Source organism: Cloacibacterium sp. DMC96, assembly GCF_056313765.1.
In genome coordinates, this window is record NZ_JBQUZQ010000001.1 from 1,837,115 (window position 1) to 1,863,097 (window position 25,983).

Sequence of the window (25,983 nt, forward strand, 5' to 3'; positions counted from 1 at the left end):
CTGTAAATTAATTTCGCTTCATCGTTCTAATTTTGCAACATAAAAAACAGAAATGATGAACGGAACCATGATTCAATATTTCCATTGGTACACAGAAGGTGATGGAAAACTTTGGGAAGAAGTACAACAAAACGCAGAATATTTAGCAGAACTTGGTATTACAATGGTTTGGTTACCACCTGCTTACAAAGCTAATGGTGGCGGATTTTCTGTGGGTTATGATCCCTATGATTTATTTGACTTGGGAGAATTTGACCAAAAGGGTGGAATTCCTACCAAATATGGAACCAAAGAACAATATATTTCAGCCATCAATGCGCTTCGTGAAAAAAGAATTGGAGCAATTGTAGATATTGTGCTAAATCACAAAGCTGGCGGTGATGAAAAAGAACGTTTCCAAGTGTACAAAGTAGACCCAAACAATCGACAGAACTTCATTTCTGAACCTTTTGAAATAGAAAGTTACACTAAATTTACTTTCCCGGGAAGAAATAAAAAATATTCAGATTTCGAATGGAATTTCACTTGTTTTACAGGCGTAGATTTTGCCGAAGGTGAAGAAGGAGATTTTATTTATCAAATCATTAATGAACATGGTGATGGTTGGGAAGAAATGACCAGCGATGAAAAAGGAAATTACGATTTTTTGATGTACAATGACATCGAACATCGCAATCCTCATGTAAGAGAAGAGCTGAATTATTGGGGAAAATGGTATCATGAAACCGTCGGCTTTGAAGGCGTTCGTTTAGATGCTGTAAAACATCAATCGCCAGAATTTTATAAAGAATGGCTTCAATTATTACGAGCCAATACTGGTAAAAACCTCTTTGCAGTAGGAGAATTTTGGGCTCCTGGTGAATTACCACTTTTAGAAAAATATATTGAAGAAACCGAAGGTTGTATGAGCCTTTTTGACGCTTCTTTGCATCATAATTTGCATACTGCTTCACAATCGGGAAGCGAATTTGACTTGCGTACAATTTTTGACAACACTTTGGTTCAATCTCAACCAAATGTAGCCGTTACCGTTGCTGACAACCATGACACACAACCTTTGCAAGCTTTAGAAGCTCCTGTAGAACCTTGGTTTAAACCGATTGCTTATGCATTAATTCTGTTAAGACAAGAAGGTTTTCCTTGTGTTTTTTATCCAGATTTATTTGGATCCACTTACAAAGATTATGGAAATGATGGCAATGAATACGAAATTTTCTTAGAAAAAGTAGACCAAATAGAAGAACTTTTGAAATTGAGAAAAAATAATGCTTACGGAATGCAAAGAGATTATTTCGAAGATGCTAATTGCATCGGTTGGACTCGAGAAGGTGATGGCGAACATAAAGGTTGTGCAGTAGTCATCAGCAATAAAGAACAATACGAAAAACCTATGGAAATGGGAACGCAATATGCTGGTCAGTATTTTTATGACGCATTAGGAAGATTTGAACACAGCATTCAAATTGATAAAAATGGCTGGGGAAATTTTACCGTTCCTGCTGGAAATGTAAGCGTTTGGATTCCTGAATAGTCTATTTCAAAGCTTTTTTAACCTCTGAAAATTTCCCATCAATAGGTTCTGAAATTTTTAAACCGAGAATTTCCGCAACCAAAGTATAAACACTCACATTCTGAAATTCATCGATTTCTGTTTGGTTTTTGAAAACATTTCCCCAAGCGTAAAAAGTGGCTTTCATTTCTGGTGTTTTTCTAGGATTGTAGCCATGTTTTCCTGCAGAAGTAGATTTTCCTTTTTCTAAAAATATTTTTGGTGCATTTGGAACTAATAAAATCTGACCGATACGGCTATATTTGTCATCTTTTGTTCCATAATGCAGTTTTCTAGGAAATTTTTTGGTCAAAAAAACTTGGTAATCTTCAGTTTTTGAGTTTTTCAATTCACGATATGCCGATTTTACCTCATCTGGATTTTTAACCACCACTCTGAGTAAGGTTTGAGAATTATAAATATCAAATTTTTCTTTATTGAGAAGCATTTCTGGAATAGAAAGCGGATTTTCTTTATCTACTTTAATCATTCCGTGGTCTGAAATGAAGATGAAATTCACATTTTTCAAACCCAATTTATTCACTTTTTCCACCAAATTACCGATGGCATTATCTACCAATTTTACAGATTTTTCGGCTTCTGGAGATTCTGGTCCAAATCGGTGACCTGCTCCATCTACCTCAGGAAAATACAGTGAAATAAAGTGCGGACGAACATTTTCTGGCAATTTTAACCAGTTCACTACTTTATTAATTTTTTCTTCTGGTGAAAATTTTTCGTGGTAGTGATAATAGTAAGTAGGTCTGGTTTTTCCAGCGTCACTTGCCGAACCAACCCATTGTAAAGAAGCGGTAACCATTCCTTGTTGCTCTGCCAAACTCCAAAGCGGAATTCCGCCGTACCAAGAACCATCTTCTGCATTTTCCTTTTTATTCATTGCATACGCTTCTTTTCTGGAGTAATCATAGAAAAAATTATCTACCAAACCGTGATGAGAAGGATATAAACCCGTAATAATAGACCAATGATTCGGGAAAGTGATGCTTGGGTAACTTGGCAACATGGCTTTTGCTTTTACGCCTTCATTTGAAAATTTTTGAAGATTTTGAGCATTGTATTTTCCCGTGTAATCATGTCTGTAACCGTCTGCAGAAATAAAAATAAGATATGGTTTTCCCAATACTTCTGCTGAATTAAATCTATTAGGAGTAATAACTTGGGCTGTATCAACCGCGAGATTATGTTGAGCAAAAAAGAGAGAAAACAGAAAAATAGTGAAACCCGAAAATATTTTTTTCATTACAGATGATTTGCTACAAAAATACTCAGATTTGTCGAAATTCCATTGAACTAGAAATTAAAAAACCACTTCGAAAAGTGGTTTCATAATTTATAAATGATATTTTAAATTCAATCCGAAGAAGAAGTAAGCTTTTCTAGGTCCAGGATTTACATCTGCATAATTAAGCAAATTGGTCGCTTTGTTATCATTGGTATTATTTCCTACAAATAAAAAAGTATAGTTTTTCTGATTGGTGAGATTATTTCCGATGGCAAAAACATCTACATCATATTTCCCGAATGTTTTTTTGTAACCTAATTTCATGTTCAGTAATGAATAATCTTTAACCAAATTTTCATTAGCAAAATCCGAATAAACTTTGCCTAAATAATTGAAAGTATTATTCAAATAAATTCCATATTTAGTATAGAAATCAATTCCGATAGCATATTTATCATCAGGAACTCCAACTACTTTTTTGCCTGAAAAATCAGTTCCGCTATTTACAAAATCAGTGTATTTAAAATCATAATGTGAATAATTGACAAATGGTGTAATTTTAGAAATAAAAGCAGATTCATTAGTATAATTATATCCTAAACTAAGTTCTAGACCTTTGTTTTTTTGATTTCCTGTATTAGCCCAATAACTGTACACATTATTGCTAGAATCTGTTCCGTTTAACTGTGTGAGTTTATTATTTACACGGATATTAAACAATGAAATTTGATAATCAAATTTGGTTTTCATCAATAAACCATGTACACTGAAATCCCACATTTTAGCTTTTTCTGCTTCTAAATCATCATTTACGGTGTTAATGGTTCCGCCAGAAACAAAAGAAGTAGAAGCAGTAGGAGCATTATAACCCTCGCTGTAACTCAAATTAAAAATCTGATTTTTCCATCTTTTTTGAACGGCAAAATGAGGAGTTGCCACCACTTTGTAATCTTTACTGAAAGACAAATCTTTATTATATCCAGGAACTAAACCGCCAAAAGCCAAAAGATCTTCTCGGTCATAATTTATTCTGTTCAGACTTACTCCAGCCAAAAACGTAAAATCCCAAGGTTTGTAGGTGAGTCTTTCGATTGCAAAATAATTGCTTTGGTTATTGTTATATTTAAAATAAGAACCTTTAGAAATAGGCGACATTTCTAGCGGATTATTGGGATTGGTTCCTGTAAAACGATAATTAGAAATCTGTGAGCGCGAATTTTGAACTTCTGCACCAAAATCTAATTGATTAGAAAAATTCCTCCATGTATAAGAATGTTGGAAAGTCGTTCTAAAACCTACATTTGGACTGCTAGAAACCTCGAAAGCTTTATCTGCAATTCTGTCCTGATTGATGGAAGAATAGAAAACAGTGGTGGAATTTTTGAAATTTTTAGAAATTTCCCAAATGTGACCTAATCCTACTCTAGTAGAGTGAATTTTACTGCCAGAACCTTTGATTATGTAAGAAGGATTTCCGTTATCAATTCCTGCATAGTAATCGTTATAGGAAATTTGTCCAGACACTTTTTCATGGGAAAAGCCTTGACTTGCGAATAAAGTTATGCGCTGTTTCGGATTTAATTTATATTCACCATTAATATTCACGAAATTTTTCAAGCCATTTCCACTTGGTCTGTAACCGTCAGTTTCTATGTGACCATAGTTTACATTCAAAGAGTAGTTGGTATCAGAAGAATTGAGCTGAGTTATCGACTGAAAATATTTGTGAGAACCCAACATGGTATTTTGAGCAATAGAAGTTCCTTTTTCGAAACTTGGTCTTGTATAAAATTTTACAGTTCCGCCAATTCCGCCTCCGTAAAAGGTAGAAGCAGGACCTTTAATCACTTCAATATTATTGACGTAAGAAAAATCTACATCATCTAATAATGTAACTCCTTCTGCATTGGTTAATGGCATATTGTTCCAATACATTTTAACGCCCCAATTGTTGAATTTTTGGTCATTCCCAAATCCTCTGATGACAATTCTCTGTCCGCCAATGTTTGTTCTTTTATCTATTTGAACACCCGAAATGGTAGAAAGAGATTGTTCTATAAGCGCAGAATTATTTCTATTAAGATCTTCATCTGAGAGAATTTCAGTGGCTTGAGCATTTTTAGCGAATTCATTTCGCTCTTGATTTACTTTTTTACGTGCTTTTAAAGTAATTTGTTCGATGTTTTTTTCTGTAGCAGAAGTTTGTCCATAACTATATTGTACAAACAATACAATCACTGCTAATAAAGTCTTTTTCATTAAAATCTATCGGTTAAAACTGATTAAAATATTGGATATAATATTGATTATTTCTTTGAATCTTGATAAAAGAAATAAAGAGAGGCTTTAAAACCTCTCTTTATGATTTATGAAACTTTATCTTGTTGATTAGAACGGGGTTTATATTGTAATTTTTTCAACTTAAAAATTTTTGTTTTGTTAGTCTTTGTATTATAATATTCTATCCCAAAACTATTTTTCTCAATAGGATTCTTGAGTTCAATTTCTTTGTCTATTCCTTCAGAAATTCTGGATTTTATTTCTATTATATTTCCCTTTTCTTCTACTTCTACATTGAATTTTTTATCATTAATCAAAAAATGTTTTATCTGTAGATTTTTAGAAGTTTCTTTGTCAATTACCATTATAAAATCCTTTCCTCTCACGTCTTTTACTCCACCAAACCAATTGGTGTAATAAGCTTCTACGATGATGATATCTTTTTGACAAGAAAAAGAAAAGAATAGACTGATCAAAAGAAATAAAAATAGCTTTTTCAAGTTCTAATTTTTTTAAAAATTTATCTTACAATAAGTTTAGAAGAGAAGATGTGTTCACCTTCTTTTTCAACTTTTACGATGTAATGTCCTTTCGGTAGACTTGGTGAGATTTTTTCTTCTGCATTCACTCCATTTTTAGTGAAAACTAATTTCCCTGAAACATCAAAAACATTTACGGTAACGTTCTTGTGTTTTGCATTCATTTTCAGGTAGAAATCTCCTCTTGTAGGATTAGGATATACTCTATAGATTTCTTCTACTGAAGTTTCTGTAGTTGCAAGATTGGTGTCATTCATGGTTGTGAATATACCTCTACCATAAGTAGAAGCTAAAACAGTTCTTGTACTTGGTCTATAGTCTAAATTGGTGATTCTTACGTTTCCTAAACCATTTGTATATTGAGACCAAGTTGGCGTAGCACTTAGGAAATTGGTAGTTCCCCAAACTCCTAATTCTGTACCTAGAATCACTTCATTTTTATTTTCTGGATTCATCAAAGCACTTCTAATTGGCATATCTGGTAGATTTCCTTCTTTACTATTCCAAGTTGTCCCTCCATCTGTAGTATAGAAAACACTATCAGTATTATAATTAGAAATTGTAACGATGATTTCATTATCATTGGTCCCGTACTGAATATCAGAAATTGCTCCTACGAAAGGAACTGTTAATTCATTAATTTGATAAATACCAGTATTAGCATACGTGATTTTTAAAAGTCTACCATTATCAAAACCAACCATAAGTGTTGTGTATGTGGTTTGATAAGGTGAAGCAGCTAAACAAGAAACATCTTCTGAAGTAAAATTACCTAATATGATTTTACTTCTTCCCAAATTAAGCGGATTAGTTGATAAACCATCTACTTTATTTAATGTAATTTCTTTTGTTGTGGCATCTTTATTTCCATAAGAATAAAATACATCTATATTTCTATCTAGTGTAGCTTCGTTTATAAAATGTCCTAAATCATTATCAGGAGCTAATAATAAGTCCACATAACTATTACTTGCAGCGTGATATAGATAATGATTATTATAAACATAGCTATTAATTTTATAAAGGTTATTATCATCAAACTCTACAAACGCTCCGTCTCCACCATCATAATAAGCATCTGAGTAAAGATTATTTGCTAATGGAGCTCCTGTAAATCTTCTGGTTCCGTTATCTTGTGCACCTGCTAAAATTTCTTCAGTAGAATTAGTCTTAGTAGGATTCATTTTTGCATCATAGAATTGGGTAACATTATATCTATTGTTTCTTACTGGGATACCTATTGTAGTAGCAATATTAGTTTTATTAGCACAGAAATATATTCCACCATCATTTCCAAATGCAATCTGGCTACTATTTTTAGGATTGAAAACTATAGCATGCTGGTCAGCATGAACTTGAGAAACCGAAAGCGTAGCTAATTGATTATTATTAGACCATTTAGAAATTTGAGTCCAAGTAGAACCAGAATTGGTACTTCTAAATAAATCAATACCTCCTACATAAACCGTAGCATCATTGGTTGGATCTGTTACAATTACCAAATCATAGAAACTTTGGCCTCTGGTAAAATCATTGGCAGGAATTCCTGTATCTTTATCTTGTGGAAGAGTAACACCAGAATTCACTACATTACTAGCTGCCCATGTAGCACCTGTATCTGTAGTTTTAATGATTCTCACAGGTTCTGTAGTCCCACTTCCCTGAAGTAAACCATAAGCTACAGCACCGTTTGTCTTAGAAAGTGCAATTTGTACTCTAGAACCTTGCAAGTTTGCATTATAAACATTGGTAAAATTTACGCCATCCGTAGATCTATAAATTCTACCACCAGTTGGTAAAGAAGCTCCAAATAAAGAACCTCTTGTAGAAACCCAAACAGAATTATCTGCTCCAATTTCTATCTGTTGAATATTATATCCAATATTAGCTCCGGTGTGTGCAATTAAATTCCCCCCTACTTTAGTAAAAGTAGCTCCTGCATCTGTAGATTTATAAAGCCCCGATTGATATAAACCATGAAATCCTTCATTATAACCTCCACTTACTCCCGCATAAACTTCGGATACCCCTCCATTGTTTCTTACTTTAATGTCATTCACGTAGAAATAACCATTTCTAATTCCCTGTGAGTTATATGTATTTGCTGGTGCAAAAATTTGTGTCCAAGTTGCACCTCCATTTGTAGTTTTCCAAATACCAGCTCCTACATTATCTTGTGTAGAAGATTCACCAGTTCCCACATACATAATTTGTGGATTATTAGGATCTGCAGCAATACATACTACAGAAAGATTTGCCCAAAAATCATTAATTGGAGACCATTCAGATGAAGCATTGGTAATATCATTATTTACCCAAAGTCCTCCAGAAACACCACCAGCAAAAACTCTTTTTCCAGTAGCATCATTTGGATCAAATAAAATTGCCCTAGTTCTTCCTCCTACACTATATGGCCCTCTCTCAAACCATTGTGTGTTATTAATAGAGTTAATTCTTTGATTGGAATTAGAAATAATATTTCCTAAAAAAGAGATATTTTGTTTTGGAGCGTATTTTCCAGATTTAATTTCATTATTAAGTTGTACTAAACTCTGAAACTTATTCTCGCCAGTTACTGGATCAATCGTATTTTTTAAATCTCTGATGTTATATTCTTTTGGTGGAACTTGTCCATCAGATTTTAATTTACTGGCATTATTTTCTATATTCTTAATGTGACTTTCGAGAGTAGCTCTTTTTTCCTTAAGAGTCTGAGAATAAAGGTTGCTTACAAATAATAAAATTAAAAAAGTAAATAGGTAATTTTTTTTCATTTGAAATTTTTTTACGAAGATAAAGACTTTTTTTGCAAAAAAAAATCCTAGCCATTTTAAAATGACTAGGATTTAGAATATTTTATTAAGTTTTGATTATGCTTGAGCATTACCAGCACCTACTACGAAAGGTTCAACTTCTTTGATTTCTCCGAATTGAGCTTCATAGTTTTGGATATTTTGTTGAAGAGCAGCTAAAACTCTTTTTGCATGAAGAGGAGCAAGGATTACTCTACTTCTTACTTGAGCTTGCTGAACTCCTGGCATTAATTGAATGAAATCTAATACAAACTCAGATGGAGAGTGGTTTACTAATGCAAGGTTGCAATAAGCACCAGCTGCTACCATTTCGTTTAATTGAATATTGATGTTTTGATCTTGGTTTTGGTTGTTATCCATTTGTATAAGTTTTAATAAGTTAATATTTTACATTCAAAAAAAAAAAGAAGGTTTAAAGAACAGTAGAACTGTCTTTAAACCTTACATTCATATTAATTTAAATCCTCGAATTCTTTTTTAGAACCCACGATTACACTTTGATAATCTTTAAGACCTGTACCTGCAGGAATTCTGTGACCTACGATTACATTTTCTTTAAGACCGTTTAGTTCGTCTACTTTACCAGACACTGCTGCTTCGTTTAGAACTTTAGTAGTCTCCTGGAATGATGCTGCAGACATGAAAGACTTAGTCTGTAAAGCTGCTCTGGTGATACCTTGTAATACAGGCGTTGCAGTTGCAGTAAGTGCTTCACGAACTTCTACTAATTGAAGATCTTCTCTCTTCAGTTTAGAATTTTCGTCTCTCAATTCTCTAGCGGTAATCATTTGACCAGCTTTGAAAATTTTAGAATCTCCTGGTTCAGTTACAACTTTCAATCCGAAAACTCTGTTGTTTTCTTCAAGGAAATCATATTTATGTTCTAGACTGTTTTCAAGGAATTGGGTATCACCTCCGTCTACGATTTCTACTTTAGTCATCATCTGTCTTACGATGATTTCGAAATGCTTATCGTCAATTTTTACCCCTTGTAAACGGTAAACTTCTTGAATTTCGTTTACTAAGTACTCTTGAACAGCTGTTGGACCTTTGATTCTTAAGATATCATCTGGTGTTACAGAACCGTCAGAAAGTGGCGAGCCAGCTCTCACGAAGTCGTTTTCTTGAACTAAGATTTGATTAGAAAGTTTTACTAAATATTTCTTAATCTCACCCGTTTTAGATTCTACGATTAATTCACGGTTACCTCTCTTAATTTTACCATAAGAAACTACCCCGTCAATTTCTGTAACTACAGCAGGATTAGAAGGATTTCTCGCTTCGAATAATTCGGTTACTCTTGGTAAACCTCCTGTGATATCCCCTGCTTTTGCAGATTTTCTAGGAATTTTGATTAAGACTTTACCCGCCTTAATTTTTTCACCATCATTTACCATTAAGTGAGCTCCTACTGGTAAGTTGTATGCTTTTTGCTCAACTCCTTTAGAATCTACCACTTTCAAGGTAGGAATGGCTTTCTTATTTCTAGATTCTGAGATTACTTTTTCTTCGAAACCTGTTTGTTCGTCGATTTCCAATTGGAAAGAAACTCCTTGAATAATATCTTCGTATTCTACTTTACCAGCAGTTTCTGCGATGATAACCGCGTTATATGGATCCCATTTTGCAATAAGGTCTCCTTTTTTCACTTTATCACCAGGTTTTACAGAAAGTGCAGAACCATAAGGTACGTTTGCTACCATTAATGGAGTTCTCGCTGCATTATCTGCTACTAAACGGAATTCTGTAGAACGAGAAATTACGATATCTGCTTCATTACCGTTTTCATCTTCAGAAATAATGGTTCTTAATTCGTCAAATTCTACGATACCATCTCTCTTAGCAACGATAGTAGGATTTTCTGAAACGTTTCCTGCAGTTCCCCCTTGGTGGAAAGTTCTCAGTGTAAGCTGAGTACCTGGTTCCCCAATTGATTGTGCCGCAATTACACCTACAGCTTCTCCCATGTGAATCATCTTACCTGTAGCTAGGTTACGTCCGTAACATTTCGCACAGATACCTTTTTTAGCCTCACAAGTTAATGGTGAACGAACCTCTACGGTTTCTATACCCGCTTCTTCTACTTTTTTAGCAAGCTCTTCGTTAATTAACTCATCTGCATGAACTAAAATTTCGTCGTTTTCTGGGTTATAGATGTCGTGAAGAGAAACTCTACCAAGAATTCTTTCTGATAGTTTTTCTACAATTTCATCATTTTTCTTCAATGCAGCTACTTCTGTACCTCTTAATGTACCACAATCATCTTCTGTAATGATTACGTCTTGAGCTACGTCTACTAATCTTCTTGTTAAGTAACCAGCATCCGCAGTTTTAAGAGCGGTATCCGCAAGACCTTTACGAGCACCGTGGGTAGAGATAAAGTATTCCAAAATTGATAAACCTTCTTTAAAGTTCGCAATAATTGGGTTTTCGATGATCTCTGCTCCTACAGCACCAGCTTTTTGTGGTTTTGCCATCAAACCTCTCATACCAGATAACTGACGAATCTGTTCTTTAGAACCCCTCGCTCCAGAATCTAGCATCATATATACAGAGTTGAATCCACCTTGGTCAGATTTCATTCTGCTCATAATCATCTCAGTAAGACCAGCATTGGTATTGGTCCAAACGTCGATTACTTGGTTATAACGTTCTGTATCTGTGATAAGACCCATGTTATAGTTCCCTTTAATCTCGTCTACTGTTTCAATCGCTTGAGCAATCATGGTTTTCTTTTCTGCTGGTACTACAATATCAGCTAATGAGAAAGATAGACCGCCTTTGAAAGCGTTCATATAACCAAGATTTTTCATGTCATCAAGGAACTTCACTGTAGTTGGGAAATCTGTATCTGCTAAGATTTTACCAATTACGTTTCTTAATGATTTTTTAGTCAATAATTCATCAATATAACCTACTTGTTTAGGAACAATTTGGTTAAATAAAATTCTACCAACTGTAGTATCTTGAAGTTTAGTTACGATTTCTCCTTCTTCTGTTTTATATGGAAGTCTACATCTTACTTTAGCGTTAAGAGAAACTTGACCTTCAGAGTAAGCAATTTCTACTTCTTCTGGAGAATAGAAAACTAAACCTTCACCTTTTACCTTGTGCGTTTCTGTAGAATGCGCTTCTTTGGTCATGAAATATAGACCAAGAACCATGTCCTGAGAAGGTACGGTAATAGGAGAACCATTTGCAGGGTTCAAGATATTCTGAGAACCTAGCATTAATAACTGAGCTTCTAGAATCGCTTCTGGGCCTAAAGGTAAGTGTACCGCCATCTGGTCACCATCGAAGTCGGCGTTGAATGCCGTAGTTACTAACGGGTGAAGTTGGATAGCTTTACCTTCAATCATTTTAGGCTGGAACGCTTGGATACCCAATCTGTGAAGTGTAGGTGCACGGTTCAATAGAACTGGGTGACCTTTCATCACGTTTTCAAGAATATCATAAACTACTGGTTCTTTTCTATCAATAATTCTTTTAGCAGATTTTACTGTTTTTACAATACCTCTTTCAATTAGTTTTCTAATGATAAATGGTTTGTAAAGTTCTGCTGCCATATCTTTAGGGATACCACACTCGTGTAATTGTAAGTTAGGACCTACAACAATAACCGAACGTGCAGAGTAGTCTACCCTTTTCCCTAATAAGTTTTGACGGAAACGACCTTGTTTTCCTTTCAATGAATCTGAAAGTGATTTCAATGGTCTGTTTGATTCTGATTTTACAGCAGATGATTTTCTAGTGTTATCAAATAATGAATCTACCGCTTCCTGAAGCATACGCTTCTCATTTCTCAAGATAACTTCTGGAGCTTTAATCTCTAAAAGTCTCTTTAGACGGTTGTTTCTAATGATAACTCTTCTGTATAAATCATTTAAATCTGATGTAGCGAATCTACCTCCATCTAGTGGAACTAATGGTCTTAATTCTGGTGGAATTACAGGAAGAACACGCATTACCATCCATTCTGGGCGGTTAATCATTCTAGTATTAGCACCTCTAAGAGCTTCTACTACAGATAATCTTTTTAATGCTTCAGTTCTTCTTTGTTTAGAAGATTCATTGTGAGCTTTGTGACGAAGATCGTAAGAAAGAGCATCTAAATCAATTCTCTTTAACAATTCTTCCACTGCTTCAGCACCCATTTTAGCAACAAATTTGTTAGGGTCTGTATCTTCTAAATATTGGTTTTCGATAGGAAGGGTTTCTAAAACATCTAGATATTCTTCTTCTGTTAAGAATTCTTTGTCTTCGAAATCAGAACCGTCTGCTTTTTTAGCGATACCTTGTTGGATTACTACATATCTTTCGTAGTAGATAATCATATCTAATTTCTTAGAAGGTAATCCTAAAAGGTAACCAATTTTGTTTGGAAGTGAACGGAAATACCAGATGTGAGCTACTGGAACCACTAAATTAATGTGCCCAATTCTCTCTCTACGTACTTTTTTCTCCGTAACTTCTACACCACAACGGTCACAAACGATGCCTTTGTATCGAATTCTCTTATATTTTCCACAAGCACATTCGTAATCCTTTACAGGACCGAAGATTTTCTCGCAGAATAAACCATCTCTTTCTGGTTTGTGAGTTCTATAGTTAATCGTTTCTGGTTTTAGCACCTCTCCTTTTGACTCTTGAAGAATAATTTCAGGAGAAGCTAAACCGATGGTGATTTTACTAAATCTACTTGTTTTATTTTTTGACATAATCTGTTCAAATAAAAATTAAAAAAATGAGGATTACTCTTCCAATCTTATATCAAGACCTAGACCTTGTAATTCGTGTAACAATACGTTGAAAGATTCTGGAATACCAGGTTCTGGCATAGCCTCACCTTTTGCGATTGCTTCATACGTTTTCGCTCTACCGATTACGTCGTCTGATTTCACGGTTAAGATTTCTCTCAAGATGTTAGACGCTCCGAATGCTTCTAGAGCCCAAACCTCCATCTCTCCGAATCTCTGTCCACCGAATTGTGCTTTACCTCCTAATGGTTGCTGAGTAATTAATGAATAAGGACCAATAGAACGTGCGTGCATCTTATCATCTACCATGTGTCCTAGTTTCAACATATAAATTACCCCAACTGTAGCAGGCTGAGTAAATCTCTCACCAGTACCACCATCATATAAATAAGTACTTCCGTAGATAGGAAGACCTGCTTTTTCGGTGTATTCTGTGATTTGTTCTAAGCTTGCACCATCAAAGATAGGAGTAGCAAATTTTAATCCTAATTTTTTACCAGCCCATCCTAAAACGGTTTCGTAAATCTGCCCGATGTTCATACGAGAAGGTACCCCTAGTGGATTCAATACGATATCTACAGGAGTTCCGTCTTCTAAGAATGGCATATCTTCTTCTCTTACGATTCTAGACACGATACCTTTGTTACCGTGACGACCTGCCATTTTATCCCCAACGTTTAATTTACGTTTTTTAGCGATGTATACTTTAGCTAGTTTAATGATACCTGCTGGTAGTTCGTCTCCGATAGAAATAGCATATTTCTCACGGTTTTTAACCCCTTGAATATCATTATATTTAATTTTATAATTATGAATTAATTGTTTAATTAAATCATTTTTATCAGCATCTACAGTCCAATCTGCACCACTTACGTTTACATAATCTTCTACAGATTGAAGAAGTTTAAGCGTAAACTTAGCTCCTTTTGGAATGATTTCTTCTTCTAAGTCGTTATTAACACCTTGAGAAGTTTTACCATTAACAAGAGTATTTAATTTTTCAAGAAGGGTATTTCTTAATTCATCGAATTGAGCTTTGTATCTGTTTTCGATTTCTTCAAGTTTTAACTTCTCTTCAGTTCTTTTCTTCTTGTCTTTGATGTTTCTTGAGAATAATTTTTTGTTGATAACAACACCTCTCAGTGAAGAGTCTGCTTTTAATGAAGCATCTTTTACATCACCAGCTTTGTCACCAAAGATTGCTCTCAATAGTTTTTCTTCTGGAGTAGGATCAGATTCACCTTTTGGAGTAATTTTACCGATTAAGATATCACCAGGCTTCACTTCTGCACCAATTCTAATCATACCGTTTTCATCAAGGTCTTTAGTAGCCTCTTCAGAAACGTTAGGAATATCTGCAGTCAATTCTTCCATACCTAGTTTGGTATCTCTTACCTCTAGTGAATACTCATCTACGTGGATAGAAGTAAACCAGTCTTCTCTTACTACTTTCTCGTTGATTACAATCGCATCCTCGAAGTTATACCCTTTCCAAGGCATGAAGGCTACAGTAAGGTTTCTACCAATAGCTAATTCTCCTTTTTCGGTAGCGTAACCATCACAAAGCACTTGTCCTTTTACTACGGTATCACCCACTCTTACGTTTGGTCTAAGAGTAATGGTAGTAGATTGGTTGGTTTTTCTGAACTTAGTTAAGTTATATGTTTTAGTAGCAGATTCGAATTGTACTAAATCCTCATCTTCGCTTCTTTCGTATTTAATTACGATTTTGTCTGCATCTACATATTCTACTACACCATTTCCTTCAGCATTAATTAAAATTCTAGAATCTGTAGCCACTTGTTTTTCTAAACCTGTACCTACGATTGGAGCTTCTGGTTTTAACAATGGAACAGCCTGACGCATCATGTTAGATCCCATCAATGCACGGTTCGCATCATCATGCTCCAAGAAAGGAATTAAAGATGCAGAAATACCAGCAATCTGGTTAGGTGCAATATCTAATAAATCTACTTGATTAGGCTCTACTACTGGATAGTCACCATCAAGACGAGCAATAACTCTTTCTGTATTGAAACTTCCATCTTCTGCTAAATCTACGTTTGCCTGAGCAATGATTTTAGATTCTTCATCTTCTGCATTTAAATAGATTGGTGCTGCAGAGAAATCTACTTTACCATTTTCTACTTTTCTATATGGAGTTTCGATGAAACCTAAATTATTGATTTTAGCATAGCATCCTAATGAAGAAATCAAACCAATGTTTGGTCCTTCTGGAGTTTCAATCGGGCAAATTCTTCCGTAGTGAGTATGGTGAACGTCACGCACCTCGAAACCTGCTCTTTCTCTTGATAAACCACCAGGTCCTAAAGCTGAAAGTCTTCTCTTATGAGTGATTTCAGATAGTGGGTTGGTTTGGTCCATGAACTGAGAAAGCTGGTTGGTACCAAAGAATGAGTTGATTACTGATGTTAATGTTTTAGCATTTACTAAGTCTAGTGGCGTAAAGATTTCATTATCTCTTACGTTCATTCTTTCTTTAATTGTTCTCGCAATTCTAGAAAGACCTACACCGAATTGACCAGCTAATTGCTCACCAACAGTTTTAATTCTTCTGTTTGATAAGTGGTCAATATCATCTACTTCAGTTTTAGAATTAGCTAATTCTATTAAGTGTCTTACGATAGAGATAATATCTTCTTTAGTAAGAACTTCTGTAGTAGTAGGGATGTTAAGACCTAGTTTTTTGTTCAATCTGTAACGACCAACTTCACCTAATGAATATCTTTGTTCTGAGAAGAATAATTTTTCGATAATTCCTCTTGCGGTTTCTTCATCTGGTGGATCTGCGTTACGTAATTGACGATAAATGTATTCTACCGCTTCTTTTTCTGAGTTAGTAGGGTCTTTTTGTAATGTATTTTGAATGATAGAGAATTCACCGCTATTTTCGTTGTGGATTAAGATAGACTTAACACCAGCATCTAAAATAAGGTCTAAGTGTTCTTTTTCAAGAACAGTTTCTCTATCAAGGATAATTTCATTTCTTTCGATAGAAACTACTTCACCTGTATCCTCGTCTACGAAATCTTCGAACCAAGTATTTAATACTCTAGCTGCTAAAGTTCTACCTTGAACTTTTTTAAGATTCGCTTTAGATACTTTTACTTCTTCTGCAAGGTCAAAAATCTGAAGAATTTCTTTATCAGACTCATAACCGATTGCTCTAAGTAATGTAGTTAAAGGCAATTTCTTTTTACGGTCAATATACGCATACATTACGTTATTGATATCCGTAGTAAATTCCATCCAAGATCCTTTGAAAGGGATAATTCTTGAATAGTACAATTTAGTTCCGTTTGCGTGATACGTCTGTCCAAAGAATACACCTGGAGATCTGTGTAACTGTGTTACAATTACACGTTCTGCACCATTGATGATGAATGAACCAGAAGGAGTCATGTAAGGAACTGGACCTAAATATACATCTTGAATTACTGTCTGGAAATCTTCATGTTCCGGGTCAGTACAGTATAGTTTAAGTCTTGCTTTAAGAGGCACGCTGTAAGTAAGACCTCTTTCCACGCATTCGTCAATAGAATAACGAGGAGAATCTACCAAATAATCTAGAAATTCTAATACGAATTGATTTCTAGAATCTGTAATAGGAAAGTTTTCTTGAAAAGTCTTGTAAAGACCCTCATTCACTCTGTCCTCAGGAAGTGTATCTAACTGGAAAAATTCTTTGAAAGATTGCAACTGGATGTCTAAGAAATCCGGAGTCACAACGTTCCCTTTCGCAGAAGAAAAGTTAATTCTTTGATTTTCCTGAGTGCTTGTGATAGCTTTTGATTTACTCATAAAATGGTAAGAAAAGTTGGGTTAAAAAATATTTTACTTTATTTTGAAAAATATCAAAAATGCGGGGTGTATGATGTTTGATTCCAGATCTTTAACATCCTGCTTCTTGCATCTAGCTTCCTACATTTTTAACTGCAACACTGGTATATCTTTTCACAGTGTAGTGCAAAATATTTTTTCTTTAGAATTTAAAATTTTCAAATAATTGAAAATCAATGAGTTATAACTTTAAAACAATTTAACTCTTAAAATAGACATAGACCTACCCAATTCTGGGAAGGTCTAAGTCTTATACGGTGTAAATAGATTATTTTAATTCTACTTCTGCACCAGCTTCTTCTAATTGCTTCTTAAGAGCTTCTGCTTCATCTTTAGATGCACCTTCTTTAATTGCAGTTGGAGCACCATCTACCATATCTTTAGCTTCTTTAAGACCAGCACCAGTTAAATCTTTTACTAATTTAACGATAGCTAATTTAGAAGCACCAGCTGATTTAAGGATTACGTCGAATTCAGTTTTTTCTTCAGCAGCATCAGCAGCTCCACCAGCAGCTACAACTACAGCAGCAGCAGCAGGCTCAATTCCGTACTCATCCTTAAGGATAGCAGCAAGTTCGTTTACGTCTTTTACAGTTAAGTTTACTAGCGTTTCAGCTAAATTTTTTAAATCTGACATTGTATTAATGTTTAAATTGTTGAACGATTTATGTTATTTTTTTTGAGTGTCTATTGAGACGGTTTAATTATTCAGCAGCAGGAGCTTCACCTTCAGCTGCAGGAGCTTCTGGAGTTTCTTCTGTTGCAGGAGCTTCTACTTCTGGAGCAGCTTCTACAGCTGGAACTTCTTCAGTTTTAGCACCTTTTGCTTCTTCTTTATTTTCTAAAGCAGAAATTAATCTTTGGATAGGAGATTGAAGTAATCCGATGATTTCACCAATCATTTCTTCTCTAGACTTGATATTTGCAAGAGTATCTAGGTTGTTATCTCCAACGTAGAACGTTTCTTGTAAATAAGCAGATTTAAGAGCTGGGAAAGCTTCTTTCTTTCTGAATCCTTGAATTAATTTAGCAGGAGCGTTTGCAGTTTCTGCAATCATTACAGCAGTATTCCCTTTGAAAGTTGGGAACATTTCTGAATAATCTACACCTTCAATTTGCTCCATAGCTTTTTGTAATAAAGTATTCTTTACTACTTTAAGCTTAATATTATTTTTAAATGCTTGTCTTCTAAAATCTGAAGTCTGAGCAGCATTCAATCCTTCAAGATTTGCTACATACACTACTTTAGCGTCTTGTAACATATCTTTAATTTCTTGTATTACTAATACTTTTTCTTCTTTTGTCATTGTCTTTCAGATTTTAGTTAACAGATTTAGTATCAATTGCAATCCCCGGACTCATTGTAGAAGAAAGATAGATAGATTTTACGTAAGTACCTTTAGCAGCAGTAGGCTTAAGCTTAATTAATGTATGAATTAATTCAGCAGCGTTTTCTTTCAATTGTTCTGGAGAGAAAGAAACTTTACCAATACCAGCGTGTACAATACCGTATTTATCTACTTTGAAATCAATTTTACCAGCTTTTACTTCTGCAACAGCTTTACCTACTTCCATAGTTACAGTACCTGATTTAGGGTTTGGCATTAAACCTCTAGGACCTAAAATTCTTCCTAATGGACCTAATTTACCCATTACAGCAGGCATAGTAACGATTACGTCTACATCTGTCCAACCGTCTTTGATTTTTTGTAAATATTCATCAAGACCTACATAATCAGCACCAGCTTCTTTAGCTTCTGCTTCTTTATCTGGAGTTACTAATGCTAATACTTTAACATCTTTACCAGTTCCGTGAGGAAGAGATACTACACCTCTTACCATTTGGTTTGCTTTTCTAGGATCTACCCCTAATCTAACTGCAAGGTCAACAGAAGCATCAAACTTAGCATAGTTTAATTCTTTTACTAATGCAGAAGCTTCATCAAGGTTATACACCTTGTTTTTCTCTACTTTGCTCGCAACTTCTTTTTGCTTTTTCGTTAATTTTGCCATTTCAATAAGTTTTAAGCGTTAGACGGTTTAGTTCCAGTTACTCTCAATCCCATAGATCTTGCAGTTCCTGCAACCATTGATAATGCAGAATCCATTGTAAAGCAGTTCAAATCAGCCATTTTATCTTCAGCGATTTTTTTCACTTGTTCCCAAGTTACAGAACCTACTTTTACTCTGTTTGGTTCTCCAGAACCTCCTTTTACCTTAGCAGCCTCCATTAATTGAATTGCAGCTGGTGGAGTTTTAATTACGAATTCGAAAGACTTATCTTCATAAACAGTAATTAGAACCGGTAAAACTTGCCCTGGCTTGTCTTGTGTTCTTCCATTAAATTGTTTACAAAACTCCATAATATTTACCCCAGCAGAACCTAAAGCAGGACCAACTGGTGGTGAAGGGTTAGCAGCGCCACCTTTCACTTGGAGTTTCACCATTTTAAAGACTTTTTTAGCCATTTTTTAATTTTTAAAAATTTTTAATTTATGAATGTGGAAGCATTTATAAATCAGTAAGTTAGATTATCTCACCTTCCTAACTTACTTTTTGTGGGTGCAAAATTAAGATTTTTTTTTGAATCTGCAAGTGTAAATTGCTGAAATTTAAAATGATAATTGGAGTTTTATGAAATTAATAAAGTGAAGAAAATTATTATGATACTTTTGAAAACATTCATTAGTAAAGGATTAAAAATGCTCGGCACTGGGAGTAGCCACTAAAACACAACCATTAATTAAAACTATTTGCCCTTTAGCATAATAATTAATTTCTTTCAATAACTTGTCGTTATGTGGAAGAATACTTTTACAATCTTTTTTTAAGACAAAATTTGATTTAATTAAAATTTTACCAGAAATATCATTATATATCACAATATTGAATTCATTGTTTTTTTTTATTATAATTTTTATACTCAAACCAGTATCCACCATCATTCCCCCCACTCCAAATTGCAGTTTTAGGAACACTATCAGGTCTTTTTGGTACATTAACTATAACCTCAAAATCCACATAAAATAAAGTGAAAATAACTATAAAAAGAAATCCTACTAAAATTATTATTTTCTTCATAATTTTTTTTTCCAATTTAGATACATTGAACTAACACTCGGTAAATCAATCTCATAAAAATACAAAAAAACTCTAATGAAACCTAAAATTAGCTTCGGGTAAAGTATTGCTTTTCAGAAATTCTTCATATTCTTTTGATAGCAGTTTTCTTTCGTAGGTAGGTTTTCCGTTTTGTGAGGCCAATCGTATTTTATTTTTGCCATATTTTTTGTTGAGAGAATCCATGACTTTCATAATCGGAAGGTGTTTATTTTCTACATCTTCTTCAAAAATATTAATCAATCGCTGATTTTCTGGCACAAAATCAGAAACAATTACGCCCGCTTTTTTATACAAAAAACCATCTTTATAAATGGCTTCAAAAATAGCATTTGCCGCTTTAGACAAAACAATAGAAGAACTACTTGGGTTAGGCAAAACCACAGAAAATCCGTTTTTGTATTCTGGCAAATCTTTTCTAAATCTATTCGTTTGTAGAAATACAGAAATTACTTTACAGCAACTGTTTTGTTTCCTTAACTTTTCGGCACAAGAGAAAGCAAAGGTTTCTACGCGCTCTCTCAGCATTTCTTTATCAGATATCATCTCCATAAAACTTCTGGTAGTAGCAATAGATTGTTTTTTAGAAGGAGAATCAAGTTCTAATTGTTTAATTCCTTTTAATTCATTTATCATTCTCACGCCGTGAATTCCCATCAATTTTCTAACCCAAATTTCTGGCTTCTTAAGCAAATCTGCCGCTTTATAAACGCCAGCGTCTTTCATCTTATTCCCCAATCTTCTACCAATTCCCCAAACATCACCAATCTCTAACCACTGAAGTGCTTTTTCTATTTTTTCTGGAGTATCAAGTGTGCAAACTCCTTGAAATTTTTCCGGATATTTCTTGGCAATTCTATTGGCTACTTTTGCCAATGTCTTCGTAGGCGCAATTCCTATACTCACGGAAATTTTTGTTTTCTGAAGGATAACGTTTTTGATATTTTGAGAATACTCGTCCAAATTGAAATATTTGAAGCCATGAAAATCTAAAAACAGTTCATCTATACTATAAATCTCAAAATTGGGAGAAAACTCACTGGCAAGAGCAGAAACTTGTTGACTTTTGAAATTATAATATTCAAATTTAGCGGAGAAGCATTTCACTCTATGTTGCTCAAACAATTCTCTATATTTAAAGACTGGCGCTCCCATAGGAATCCCTAAAGCTTTTGCCTCGTTACTTCTAGATACTACACAACCATCATTGTTAGACAAAACCACGACTGGAACCTCCTTTAAAGAAGGGTCTAAAACTCTTTCGCAACTCACAAAAAAATTATTACAGTCTAATAGCGCAAACATAATAGAAGAAATTTAGAAGAATTAAACGCTAAAAATGAGAGTGTAAAATTAGAAAGATTGTACGACAAAAGAGAGCGTTTTCAGAAAGACTTATCCACAAAAAAAGCCACTCTAAATAGAGTGGCTCAATATATTGTATGATAAATTTTACAATTTTTCTACTTGCATGTAAGAAAGTTCCATAGGAGTTTTTCTACCGAAAATCATTACAGAAACTTCTAATTTCTTCTTGTCTTCTAAGATTTTTTCTACAGTACCATTGAATCCATTGAAAGGACCATCGATTACTTTTACACTTTCTCCTACTACGAATGGAATTTCCATTTCTGTAGCAAATTCAGAAAGTTCATCCATTTTACCAAGCATTCTGTTTACTTCAGATTTACGCATCGGAACAGGATCGCCTCCTTTTGTAAGACTTAAAAAAGAAATTACACCTGGTAAATTTTTAATAATATGTGGGATTTCTCCTATCAGATTAGCTTCTACCATTAAGTAACCAGGGTAAAAAGGCTTTTCTTTAGGCACTTTTTTACCATTTCTTACTTGGATTACTTTTTCCATAGGAATAACTACTTGAGTAACGTAAGCTTCAAGATTTAATCTTTTAACTTCGCTCTCAATGTAGGCCTTAACTTTATTTTCCTGGCCACTAATAGCTTTTAATACATACCATTTTAAATCGCTCATGGAAAAATTTTTAATTAAAGAAACCTATGAAAATTGCTAATATATTTTTAATAGCTGTGCTAAATAATGAATCTACTCCGAAAGTAAACAATGCTAATATAACAGTAGCTACAGCCACTACTATTGTAGAAGATTGTAAATCAGCCCACTTTGGCCATTCTACTTTATATCTAAATTCTGAATAAGAATCTTTTAAAAAATTGATAAGTGAGTTCATAATTTATATTTGCACGGGCACAAGGATTCGAACCCTGATCAACGGTTTTGGAGACCGGTATCCTACCATTGGACGATGCCCGTAGTTAAAAAAGCTCCGTAAGTTTCCTTACGGAAGCTTTATTTATTTAAGATGATTAATCTAAGATTTCAGTAACCTGACCAGCACCTACTGTTCTACCACCTTCTCTGATCGCAAATCTAAGACCTACGTTAAGAGCGATTGGTTGTAACAATTCTACAGTGATAGTTAAGTTATCACCAGGCATTACCATCTCTACACCTTCTGGTAAGAAGATTTCACCTGTTACGTCAGTAGTTCTTACATAGAACTGAGGACGATATTTGTTGTGGAATGGAGTGTGTCTACCACCTTCTTCTTTAGAAAGAACGTAAACCTCAGCTTTGAATTTCTTGTGTGGTTTCACAGAATCTTTCTTAGCGATTACCATACCTCTCTTGATGTCAGTTTTCTCGATACCTCTTAATAATAGACCTACGTTATCACCAGCTTCACCTCTATCTAAGATTTTTCTAAACATCTCAACACCAGTGATAGTAGAAGTTAACTTCTCATCACCCATACCTACGATGTCTACTGGATCACCTGTATTGATAACACCTGATTCAATTCTACCAGTTGCTACAGTACCTCTACCTGTAATAGAGAATACGTCTTCGATTGGCATTAAGAATGGCTTATCTTGATCTCTAACTGGTAATTCAATCCAGTTATCAACAGCATCCATAAGAGCTTCTACAGTTTCAACCCATTTTGGTTCACCGTTAAGTGCACCTAGAGCAGAACCTTGAATTACTGGAGAGTTATCACCATCATATTCGTAAGAAGATAATAAATCTCTTACTTCTAATTCTACTAATTCTAATAATTCAGCATCATCTACCATGTCAACTTTGTTCATGAAAACAACGATTCTTGGTACGTTTACCTGACGGCAAAGTAGGATGTGCTCTCTAGTTTGTGGCATTGGACCATCAGTAGCAGCAACTACTAAGATAGCTCCATCCATTTGAGCAGCACCAGTAACCATGTTTTTAACATAATCGGCGTGACCTGGACAGTCTACGTGAGCATAGTGTCTATTTACAGTTTCATACTCTACGTGAGCAGTATTAATAGTAATACCTCTTTCTTTTTCTTCTGGAGCAGAGTCAATTGAAGAGAAGTCTTTCATTTCAGCTAATCCTTTCTCAGCTAATACTTTAGTAATAGCAGCAGTAAGGGTAGTTTTACCATGGTCAACGTGACCAATAGTACCAATGTTTAAGTGTGGTTTGTTACGATTAAACGTTTCCTTTGCCATGATTTTAATATTTAATTTATTAACTATTGAAATTTTCAGTGCGCAAATATAGTGATTTTTTGAATATCAAAATCTTTTTATTAAAAAAAAATTCAACATTCAGTTTCAATACGTTTGACGCTATGATATTATCTTATTTTTGAGGGTACAAATTTAAGAATTTATTTTAAATAAAAAAGTCTCTCAAAATATTTTGAGAGACTTTTATTTTGAGCCAACTATGAGATTTGAACTCACGACCTCTTCCTTACCAAGGAAGCGCTCTACCCCTGAGCTAAGTCGGCTTGGAAAAAAAAATCACATACCGCTTATTTGGAATGTGATTTTTTTAGAGCGGAAGACGGGGGTCGAACCCGCGACATTCAGCTTGGAAGGCTGACGCTCTACCAACTGAGCTACTTCCGCAATTTGTGTTTACAAATTATTGTTGGTAAACGGTGTGCAAATTTATAAAATTTTTCTAAACCTGCAAATTAAATTTATAAAAAAGTGGGGAGAGCAGGATTCGAACCTGCGAAGTCGTAAGACAGCAGAGTTACAGTCTGATCCATTTGGCCACTCTGGAATCTCCCCGCTTGTTTTTTTATAAATTATGAGCCTCCAGAGGGATTCGAACCCACGACCCCGAGATTACAAATCACGTGCTCTGGCCAACTGAGCTATGGAGGCAAAATTTGAGATTTCAAAAGAACTGTTATTCCCTTTTTGCGAGTGCAAATATAATACAGTTTTTTTGAAATCCACAAATATTTTTTAAAAAATTTTTAATTATTTTTCTATGCCATTTCTTTTTTCTTGATTAACAGTTTCTTAGCAGTATCATAACACTGGTCTAAACTTTCTTCAAAACTAGCACTTGTCTTCTTTACCACAATATCATCACCTGGAACATGTAATCTAATCTCAGCAGTCTTGTTTTCTTTTTCAGAAGAATTCTCTACTTTTAAGAAAACTTCGCACTCGATAATTTTATCATAAAAGGTTTCTAACTTATTTAATTTTTTGTCTAAATATTCTTCTAGTGGTGCATGTGGTGTTAAACCGATTGATTGTACTGTAATTTTCATAACGCTAACATTTTTTTTAATTAAAAAAGAAAAACTAATCTTCTTTTTTATAGGCTCTGGGATGAGCCTGATTAAACACTCTTTTTAATTGCTCTATATTGCCATTCGTGTAAACTTGTGTAGAAGCTAAACTAGAATGACCTAAGATTTTTTTAACTTTAGAAATTTCCGCGCCATTATTCAAAACATGAGTAGCAAAGCTATGCCTTAAAATATGTGGACTCTTTTTTTTCTTTAAAGTTATAAGACTAAGATAGCTATTTACCACTGAATACACAAATTTTTCGGATAGTTTTTTTCCATTTTCACGAACGAAAAAATAAATACCAGAATCTTCATTAGGCTTTCTAATTGCTATGTATTCCCGCATCTGTTTTAGTAGATTTTCAGAAATGGGAACTACTCTTTGCTTATTTCCTTTCCCTTTGACAAAGATTTCAGATTTTGAAAAATCTACTTGCTCTAATAATATATTGCAGAGTTCCGACTTTCTCATTCCAGTTTGGTAAAGCGTTTCTATAATAAGCTTTTCTAAAGAATTGCCTGATTCACTTTCTAAAATTTCTCCTAAATTTTCCATTTCTTCTTCAGAAATAGGAATTTGCTTTTCGGCATAAAATTTTAGGGAAGGTATCGTTTCTAAAGGAGAAACTTGAATTTCACCTATTTTCAGAAGATATAAATAAAAACTCCTTAAACTAGAAAGTTTACGGTTAATACTTCTTTTTTGGATTTTTTTCTCAGAAAGCGAGACGATGAAATTACGAATGATTTTTTTATCTACCTTTTTTAAATCTTCCGTTCCTTCTGTTTCTGAAATGAACAGCAGCAAGTCTTCTAAATCTTTTTTATAACTCACCAGCGTATTCTGAGAATAACGCTTCTCTACAGAAATATAATCTAGAAACTTGTTAATCATGAATTAATAGGTATATAAAACAAAAATCACTTCTCAAATATAAGAATTTGAAAAGTGATTTCGATATTTTTTAAAGAAAAACTAATTAAGCTTGTTCTTCTTTGCTTAATTCTCTTTGCTTATGAGCTGCTTTAAGTTTTGATTGTCTTAAAGTCACAGAAGGCTTTGTGAACTGTTGTCTAGATCTTAACGCTCTTACAACACCAGTTTTATCAAATTTTCTTTTATACTTCTTAAGTGCTCTGTCGATAGACTCTCCGTCTTTTACTGGAATTATTAACATATATTACATCTCATTT

General features: G+C 34.2%; 20 protein-coding genes and 5 tRNA genes. 1 reads left to right on the forward strand and 24 read right to left on the reverse strand.

Features of this window, described 5'->3' with window-relative positions; all coding sequences use genetic code 11:
* Nucleotides 1-52: 52 nt before the first annotated feature.
* A complete protein-coding gene (locus ACT53I_RS08310) occupies nucleotides 53-1,531 on the forward strand; it encodes an alpha-amylase (protein WP_476079295.1) in 1,479 nt (492 codons plus the stop codon).
* Between the two features lies 1 nt (nucleotide 1,532).
* On the opposite strand, the gene ACT53I_RS08315 is transcribed toward ACT53I_RS08310, so the two are convergent.
* The 24 genes from ACT53I_RS08315 to rpsU all read right to left on the reverse strand — a co-directional run bounded on the left by ACT53I_RS08315 (nucleotide 1,533) and on the right by rpsU (nucleotide 25,967).
* On the reverse strand, nucleotides 1,533-2,810 hold the full coding sequence (locus ACT53I_RS08315) for an alkaline phosphatase family protein (RefSeq protein ID WP_476079296.1): 1,278 nt from the start codon (nucleotides 2,808-2,810) through the stop codon (nucleotides 1,533-1,535).
* A gap of 90 nt (nucleotides 2,811-2,900) precedes the next feature.
* Nucleotides 2,901-5,051 (reverse strand): TonB-dependent receptor, encoded by a 2,151-nt coding sequence (locus ACT53I_RS08320; protein WP_476079297.1) that lies wholly within the window; start codon nucleotides 5,049-5,051, stop codon nucleotides 2,901-2,903.
* A 107-nt stretch (nucleotides 5,052-5,158) separates the two neighbouring features.
* Nucleotides 5,159-5,572, reverse strand: a complete 414-nt coding sequence (locus ACT53I_RS08325; RefSeq protein ID WP_476079298.1) for a hypothetical protein — start codon at nucleotides 5,570-5,572, stop codon at nucleotides 5,159-5,161.
* Between the two features lie 20 nt (nucleotides 5,573-5,592).
* On the reverse strand, nucleotides 5,593-8,385 hold the full coding sequence (locus ACT53I_RS08330) for a T9SS type A sorting domain-containing protein (RefSeq protein WP_476079299.1): 2,793 nt from the start codon (nucleotides 8,383-8,385) through the stop codon (nucleotides 5,593-5,595).
* A gap of 96 nt (nucleotides 8,386-8,481) precedes the next feature.
* Nucleotides 8,482-8,784, reverse strand: a complete 303-nt coding sequence (locus ACT53I_RS08335) for a DUF3467 domain-containing protein (protein WP_069799559.1) — start codon at nucleotides 8,782-8,784, stop codon at nucleotides 8,482-8,484.
* 92 nt (nucleotides 8,785-8,876) lie between these two features.
* Nucleotides 8,877-13,145, reverse strand: a complete 4,269-nt coding sequence (gene rpoC / locus ACT53I_RS08340; RefSeq protein WP_424307495.1) for a DNA-directed RNA polymerase subunit beta' — start codon at nucleotides 13,143-13,145, stop codon at nucleotides 8,877-8,879.
* A 30-nt stretch (nucleotides 13,146-13,175) separates the two neighbouring features.
* Nucleotides 13,176-17,003, reverse strand: coding sequence for a DNA-directed RNA polymerase subunit beta (gene rpoB, locus ACT53I_RS08345; RefSeq protein WP_461376936.1), 3,828 nt, complete (start codon nucleotides 17,001-17,003; stop codon nucleotides 13,176-13,178).
* Nucleotides 17,004-17,310: 307 nt separating this feature from the next.
* Entirely contained in the window at nucleotides 17,311-17,679 is a 369-nt protein-coding gene (gene rplL, locus ACT53I_RS08350) for a 50S ribosomal protein L7/L12 (protein ID WP_104794381.1), read from the reverse strand.
* A 67-nt stretch (nucleotides 17,680-17,746) separates the two neighbouring features.
* Nucleotides 17,747-18,349 carry a 50S ribosomal protein L10 gene (gene rplJ, locus ACT53I_RS08355; protein WP_476079300.1) on the reverse strand — a complete coding sequence of 201 codons (603 nt, stop codon included), beginning with the start codon at nucleotides 18,347-18,349 and terminating at the stop codon, nucleotides 17,747-17,749.
* A gap of 13 nt (nucleotides 18,350-18,362) precedes the next feature.
* Nucleotides 18,363-19,055 (reverse strand): 50S ribosomal protein L1, encoded by a 693-nt coding sequence (rplA, locus tag ACT53I_RS08360; protein ID WP_069799569.1) that lies wholly within the window; start codon nucleotides 19,053-19,055, stop codon nucleotides 18,363-18,365.
* A gap of 11 nt (nucleotides 19,056-19,066) precedes the next feature.
* Nucleotides 19,067-19,510, reverse strand: coding sequence for a 50S ribosomal protein L11 (gene rplK / locus ACT53I_RS08365; protein ID WP_069799571.1), 444 nt, complete (start codon nucleotides 19,508-19,510; stop codon nucleotides 19,067-19,069).
* A 424-nt stretch (nucleotides 19,511-19,934) separates the two neighbouring features.
* The gene (locus ACT53I_RS08370; protein ID WP_476079301.1) at nucleotides 19,935-20,123 is read right to left on the reverse strand and encodes a hypothetical protein; all 189 of its coding nucleotides are present in this window, start codon (nucleotides 20,121-20,123) and stop codon (nucleotides 19,935-19,937) included.
* Nucleotides 20,124-20,195: 72 nt separating this feature from the next.
* On the reverse strand, nucleotides 20,196-21,467 hold the full coding sequence (locus ACT53I_RS08375; protein WP_476079302.1) for a Y-family DNA polymerase: 1,272 nt from the start codon (nucleotides 21,465-21,467) through the stop codon (nucleotides 20,196-20,198).
* A gap of 147 nt (nucleotides 21,468-21,614) precedes the next feature.
* Nucleotides 21,615-22,157 carry a transcription termination/antitermination protein NusG gene (gene nusG, locus ACT53I_RS08380; protein ID WP_069799576.1) on the reverse strand — a complete coding sequence of 181 codons (543 nt, stop codon included), beginning with the start codon at nucleotides 22,155-22,157 and terminating at the stop codon, nucleotides 21,615-21,617.
* A gap of 10 nt (nucleotides 22,158-22,167) precedes the next feature.
* Nucleotides 22,168-22,374: a preprotein translocase subunit SecE gene (gene secE / locus ACT53I_RS08385; protein WP_069799577.1), complete on the reverse strand. Its 207-nt coding sequence runs from the start codon at nucleotides 22,372-22,374 to the stop codon at nucleotides 22,168-22,170.
* A gap of 12 nt (nucleotides 22,375-22,386) precedes the next feature.
* Nucleotides 22,387-22,457 (reverse strand) — tRNA-Trp (locus ACT53I_RS08390).
* A 53-nt stretch (nucleotides 22,458-22,510) separates the two neighbouring features.
* Nucleotides 22,511-23,698, reverse strand: coding sequence for an elongation factor Tu (tuf, locus tag ACT53I_RS08395; RefSeq protein WP_069799579.1), 1,188 nt, complete (start codon nucleotides 23,696-23,698; stop codon nucleotides 22,511-22,513).
* 212 nt (nucleotides 23,699-23,910) lie between these two features.
* A tRNA-Thr gene (locus ACT53I_RS08400) sits at nucleotides 23,911-23,982 on the reverse strand.
* Between the two features lie 48 nt (nucleotides 23,983-24,030).
* Nucleotides 24,031-24,103, reverse strand: a tRNA-Gly gene (locus ACT53I_RS08405).
* An 85-nt stretch (nucleotides 24,104-24,188) separates the two neighbouring features.
* Nucleotides 24,189-24,271: transfer RNA gene (locus tag ACT53I_RS08410), tRNA-Tyr, on the reverse strand.
* A gap of 22 nt (nucleotides 24,272-24,293) precedes the next feature.
* A tRNA-Thr gene (locus tag ACT53I_RS08415) sits at nucleotides 24,294-24,367 on the reverse strand.
* 107 nt (nucleotides 24,368-24,474) lie between these two features.
* Entirely contained in the window at nucleotides 24,475-24,765 is a 291-nt protein-coding gene (locus ACT53I_RS08420) for an HPF/RaiA family ribosome-associated protein (RefSeq protein WP_069799581.1), read from the reverse strand.
* Nucleotides 24,766-24,799: 34 nt separating this feature from the next.
* Nucleotides 24,800-25,684, reverse strand: coding sequence for a tyrosine-type recombinase/integrase (locus ACT53I_RS08425; RefSeq protein WP_476079303.1), 885 nt, complete (start codon nucleotides 25,682-25,684; stop codon nucleotides 24,800-24,802).
* Between the two features lie 85 nt (nucleotides 25,685-25,769).
* A complete protein-coding gene (rpsU, locus tag ACT53I_RS08430; RefSeq protein ID WP_069799585.1) occupies nucleotides 25,770-25,967 on the reverse strand; it encodes a 30S ribosomal protein S21 in 198 nt (65 codons plus the stop codon).
* Nucleotides 25,968-25,983 lie beyond the last annotated feature (16 nt).

What these genes read in the sequence shown, in the direction of transcription:
- ACT53I_RS08420 (WP_069799581.1), bottom strand. Translation starts at nt 24,765, where the DNA reads ATGAAAATTACAGTACAATCAATCGGTTTAACACCACATGCACCACTA.
- rplJ (WP_476079300.1), bottom strand. Translation starts at nt 18,349, where the DNA reads ATGACAAAAGAAGAAAAAGTATTAGTAATACAAGAAATTAAAGATATG.
- ACT53I_RS08320 (WP_476079297.1), bottom strand. Translation starts at nt 5,051, where the DNA reads ATGAAAAAGACTTTATTAGCAGTGATTGTATTGTTTGTACAATATAGT.
- nusG (WP_069799576.1), bottom strand. Translation starts at nt 22,157, where the DNA reads ATGAGCGATTTAAAATGGTATGTATTAAAAGCTATTAGTGGCCAGGAA.
- ACT53I_RS08370 (WP_476079301.1), bottom strand. Translation starts at nt 20,123, where the DNA reads ATGAAGAAAATAATAATTTTAGTAGGATTTCTTTTTATAGTTATTTTC.
- rpsU (WP_069799585.1), bottom strand. Translation starts at nt 25,967, where the DNA reads ATGTTAATAATTCCAGTAAAAGACGGAGAGTCTATCGACAGAGCACTT.
- tuf (WP_069799579.1), bottom strand. Translation starts at nt 23,698, where the DNA reads ATGGCAAAGGAAACGTTTAATCGTAACAAACCACACTTAAACATTGGT.
- ACT53I_RS08375 (WP_476079302.1), bottom strand. Translation starts at nt 21,467, where the DNA reads ATGTTTGCGCTATTAGACTGTAATAATTTTTTTGTGAGTTGCGAAAGA.
- ACT53I_RS08315 (WP_476079296.1), bottom strand. Translation starts at nt 2,810, where the DNA reads ATGAAAAAAATATTTTCGGGTTTCACTATTTTTCTGTTTTCTCTCTTT.
- ACT53I_RS08330 (WP_476079299.1), bottom strand. Translation starts at nt 8,385, where the DNA reads ATGAAAAAAAATTACCTATTTACTTTTTTAATTTTATTATTTGTAAGC.
- secE (WP_069799577.1), bottom strand. Translation starts at nt 22,374, where the DNA reads ATGAACTCACTTATCAATTTTTTAAAAGATTCTTATTCAGAATTTAGA.
- rplL (WP_104794381.1), bottom strand. Translation starts at nt 17,679, where the DNA reads ATGTCAGATTTAAAAAATTTAGCTGAAACGCTAGTAAACTTAACTGTA.
- rplA (WP_069799569.1), bottom strand. Translation starts at nt 19,055, where the DNA reads ATGGCAAAATTAACGAAAAAGCAAAAAGAAGTTGCGAGCAAAGTAGAG.
- rplK (WP_069799571.1), bottom strand. Translation starts at nt 19,510, where the DNA reads ATGGCTAAAAAAGTCTTTAAAATGGTGAAACTCCAAGTGAAAGGTGGC.
- rpoB (WP_461376936.1), bottom strand. Translation starts at nt 17,003, where the DNA reads ATGAGTAAATCAAAAGCTATCACAAGCACTCAGGAAAATCAAAGAATT.
- ACT53I_RS08310 (WP_476079295.1), top strand. Translation starts at nt 53, where the DNA reads ATGATGAACGGAACCATGATTCAATATTTCCATTGGTACACAGAAGGT.
- ACT53I_RS08335 (WP_069799559.1), bottom strand. Translation starts at nt 8,784, where the DNA reads ATGGATAACAACCAAAACCAAGATCAAAACATCAATATTCAATTAAAC.
- ACT53I_RS08425 (WP_476079303.1), bottom strand. Translation starts at nt 25,684, where the DNA reads ATGATTAACAAGTTTCTAGATTATATTTCTGTAGAGAAGCGTTATTCT.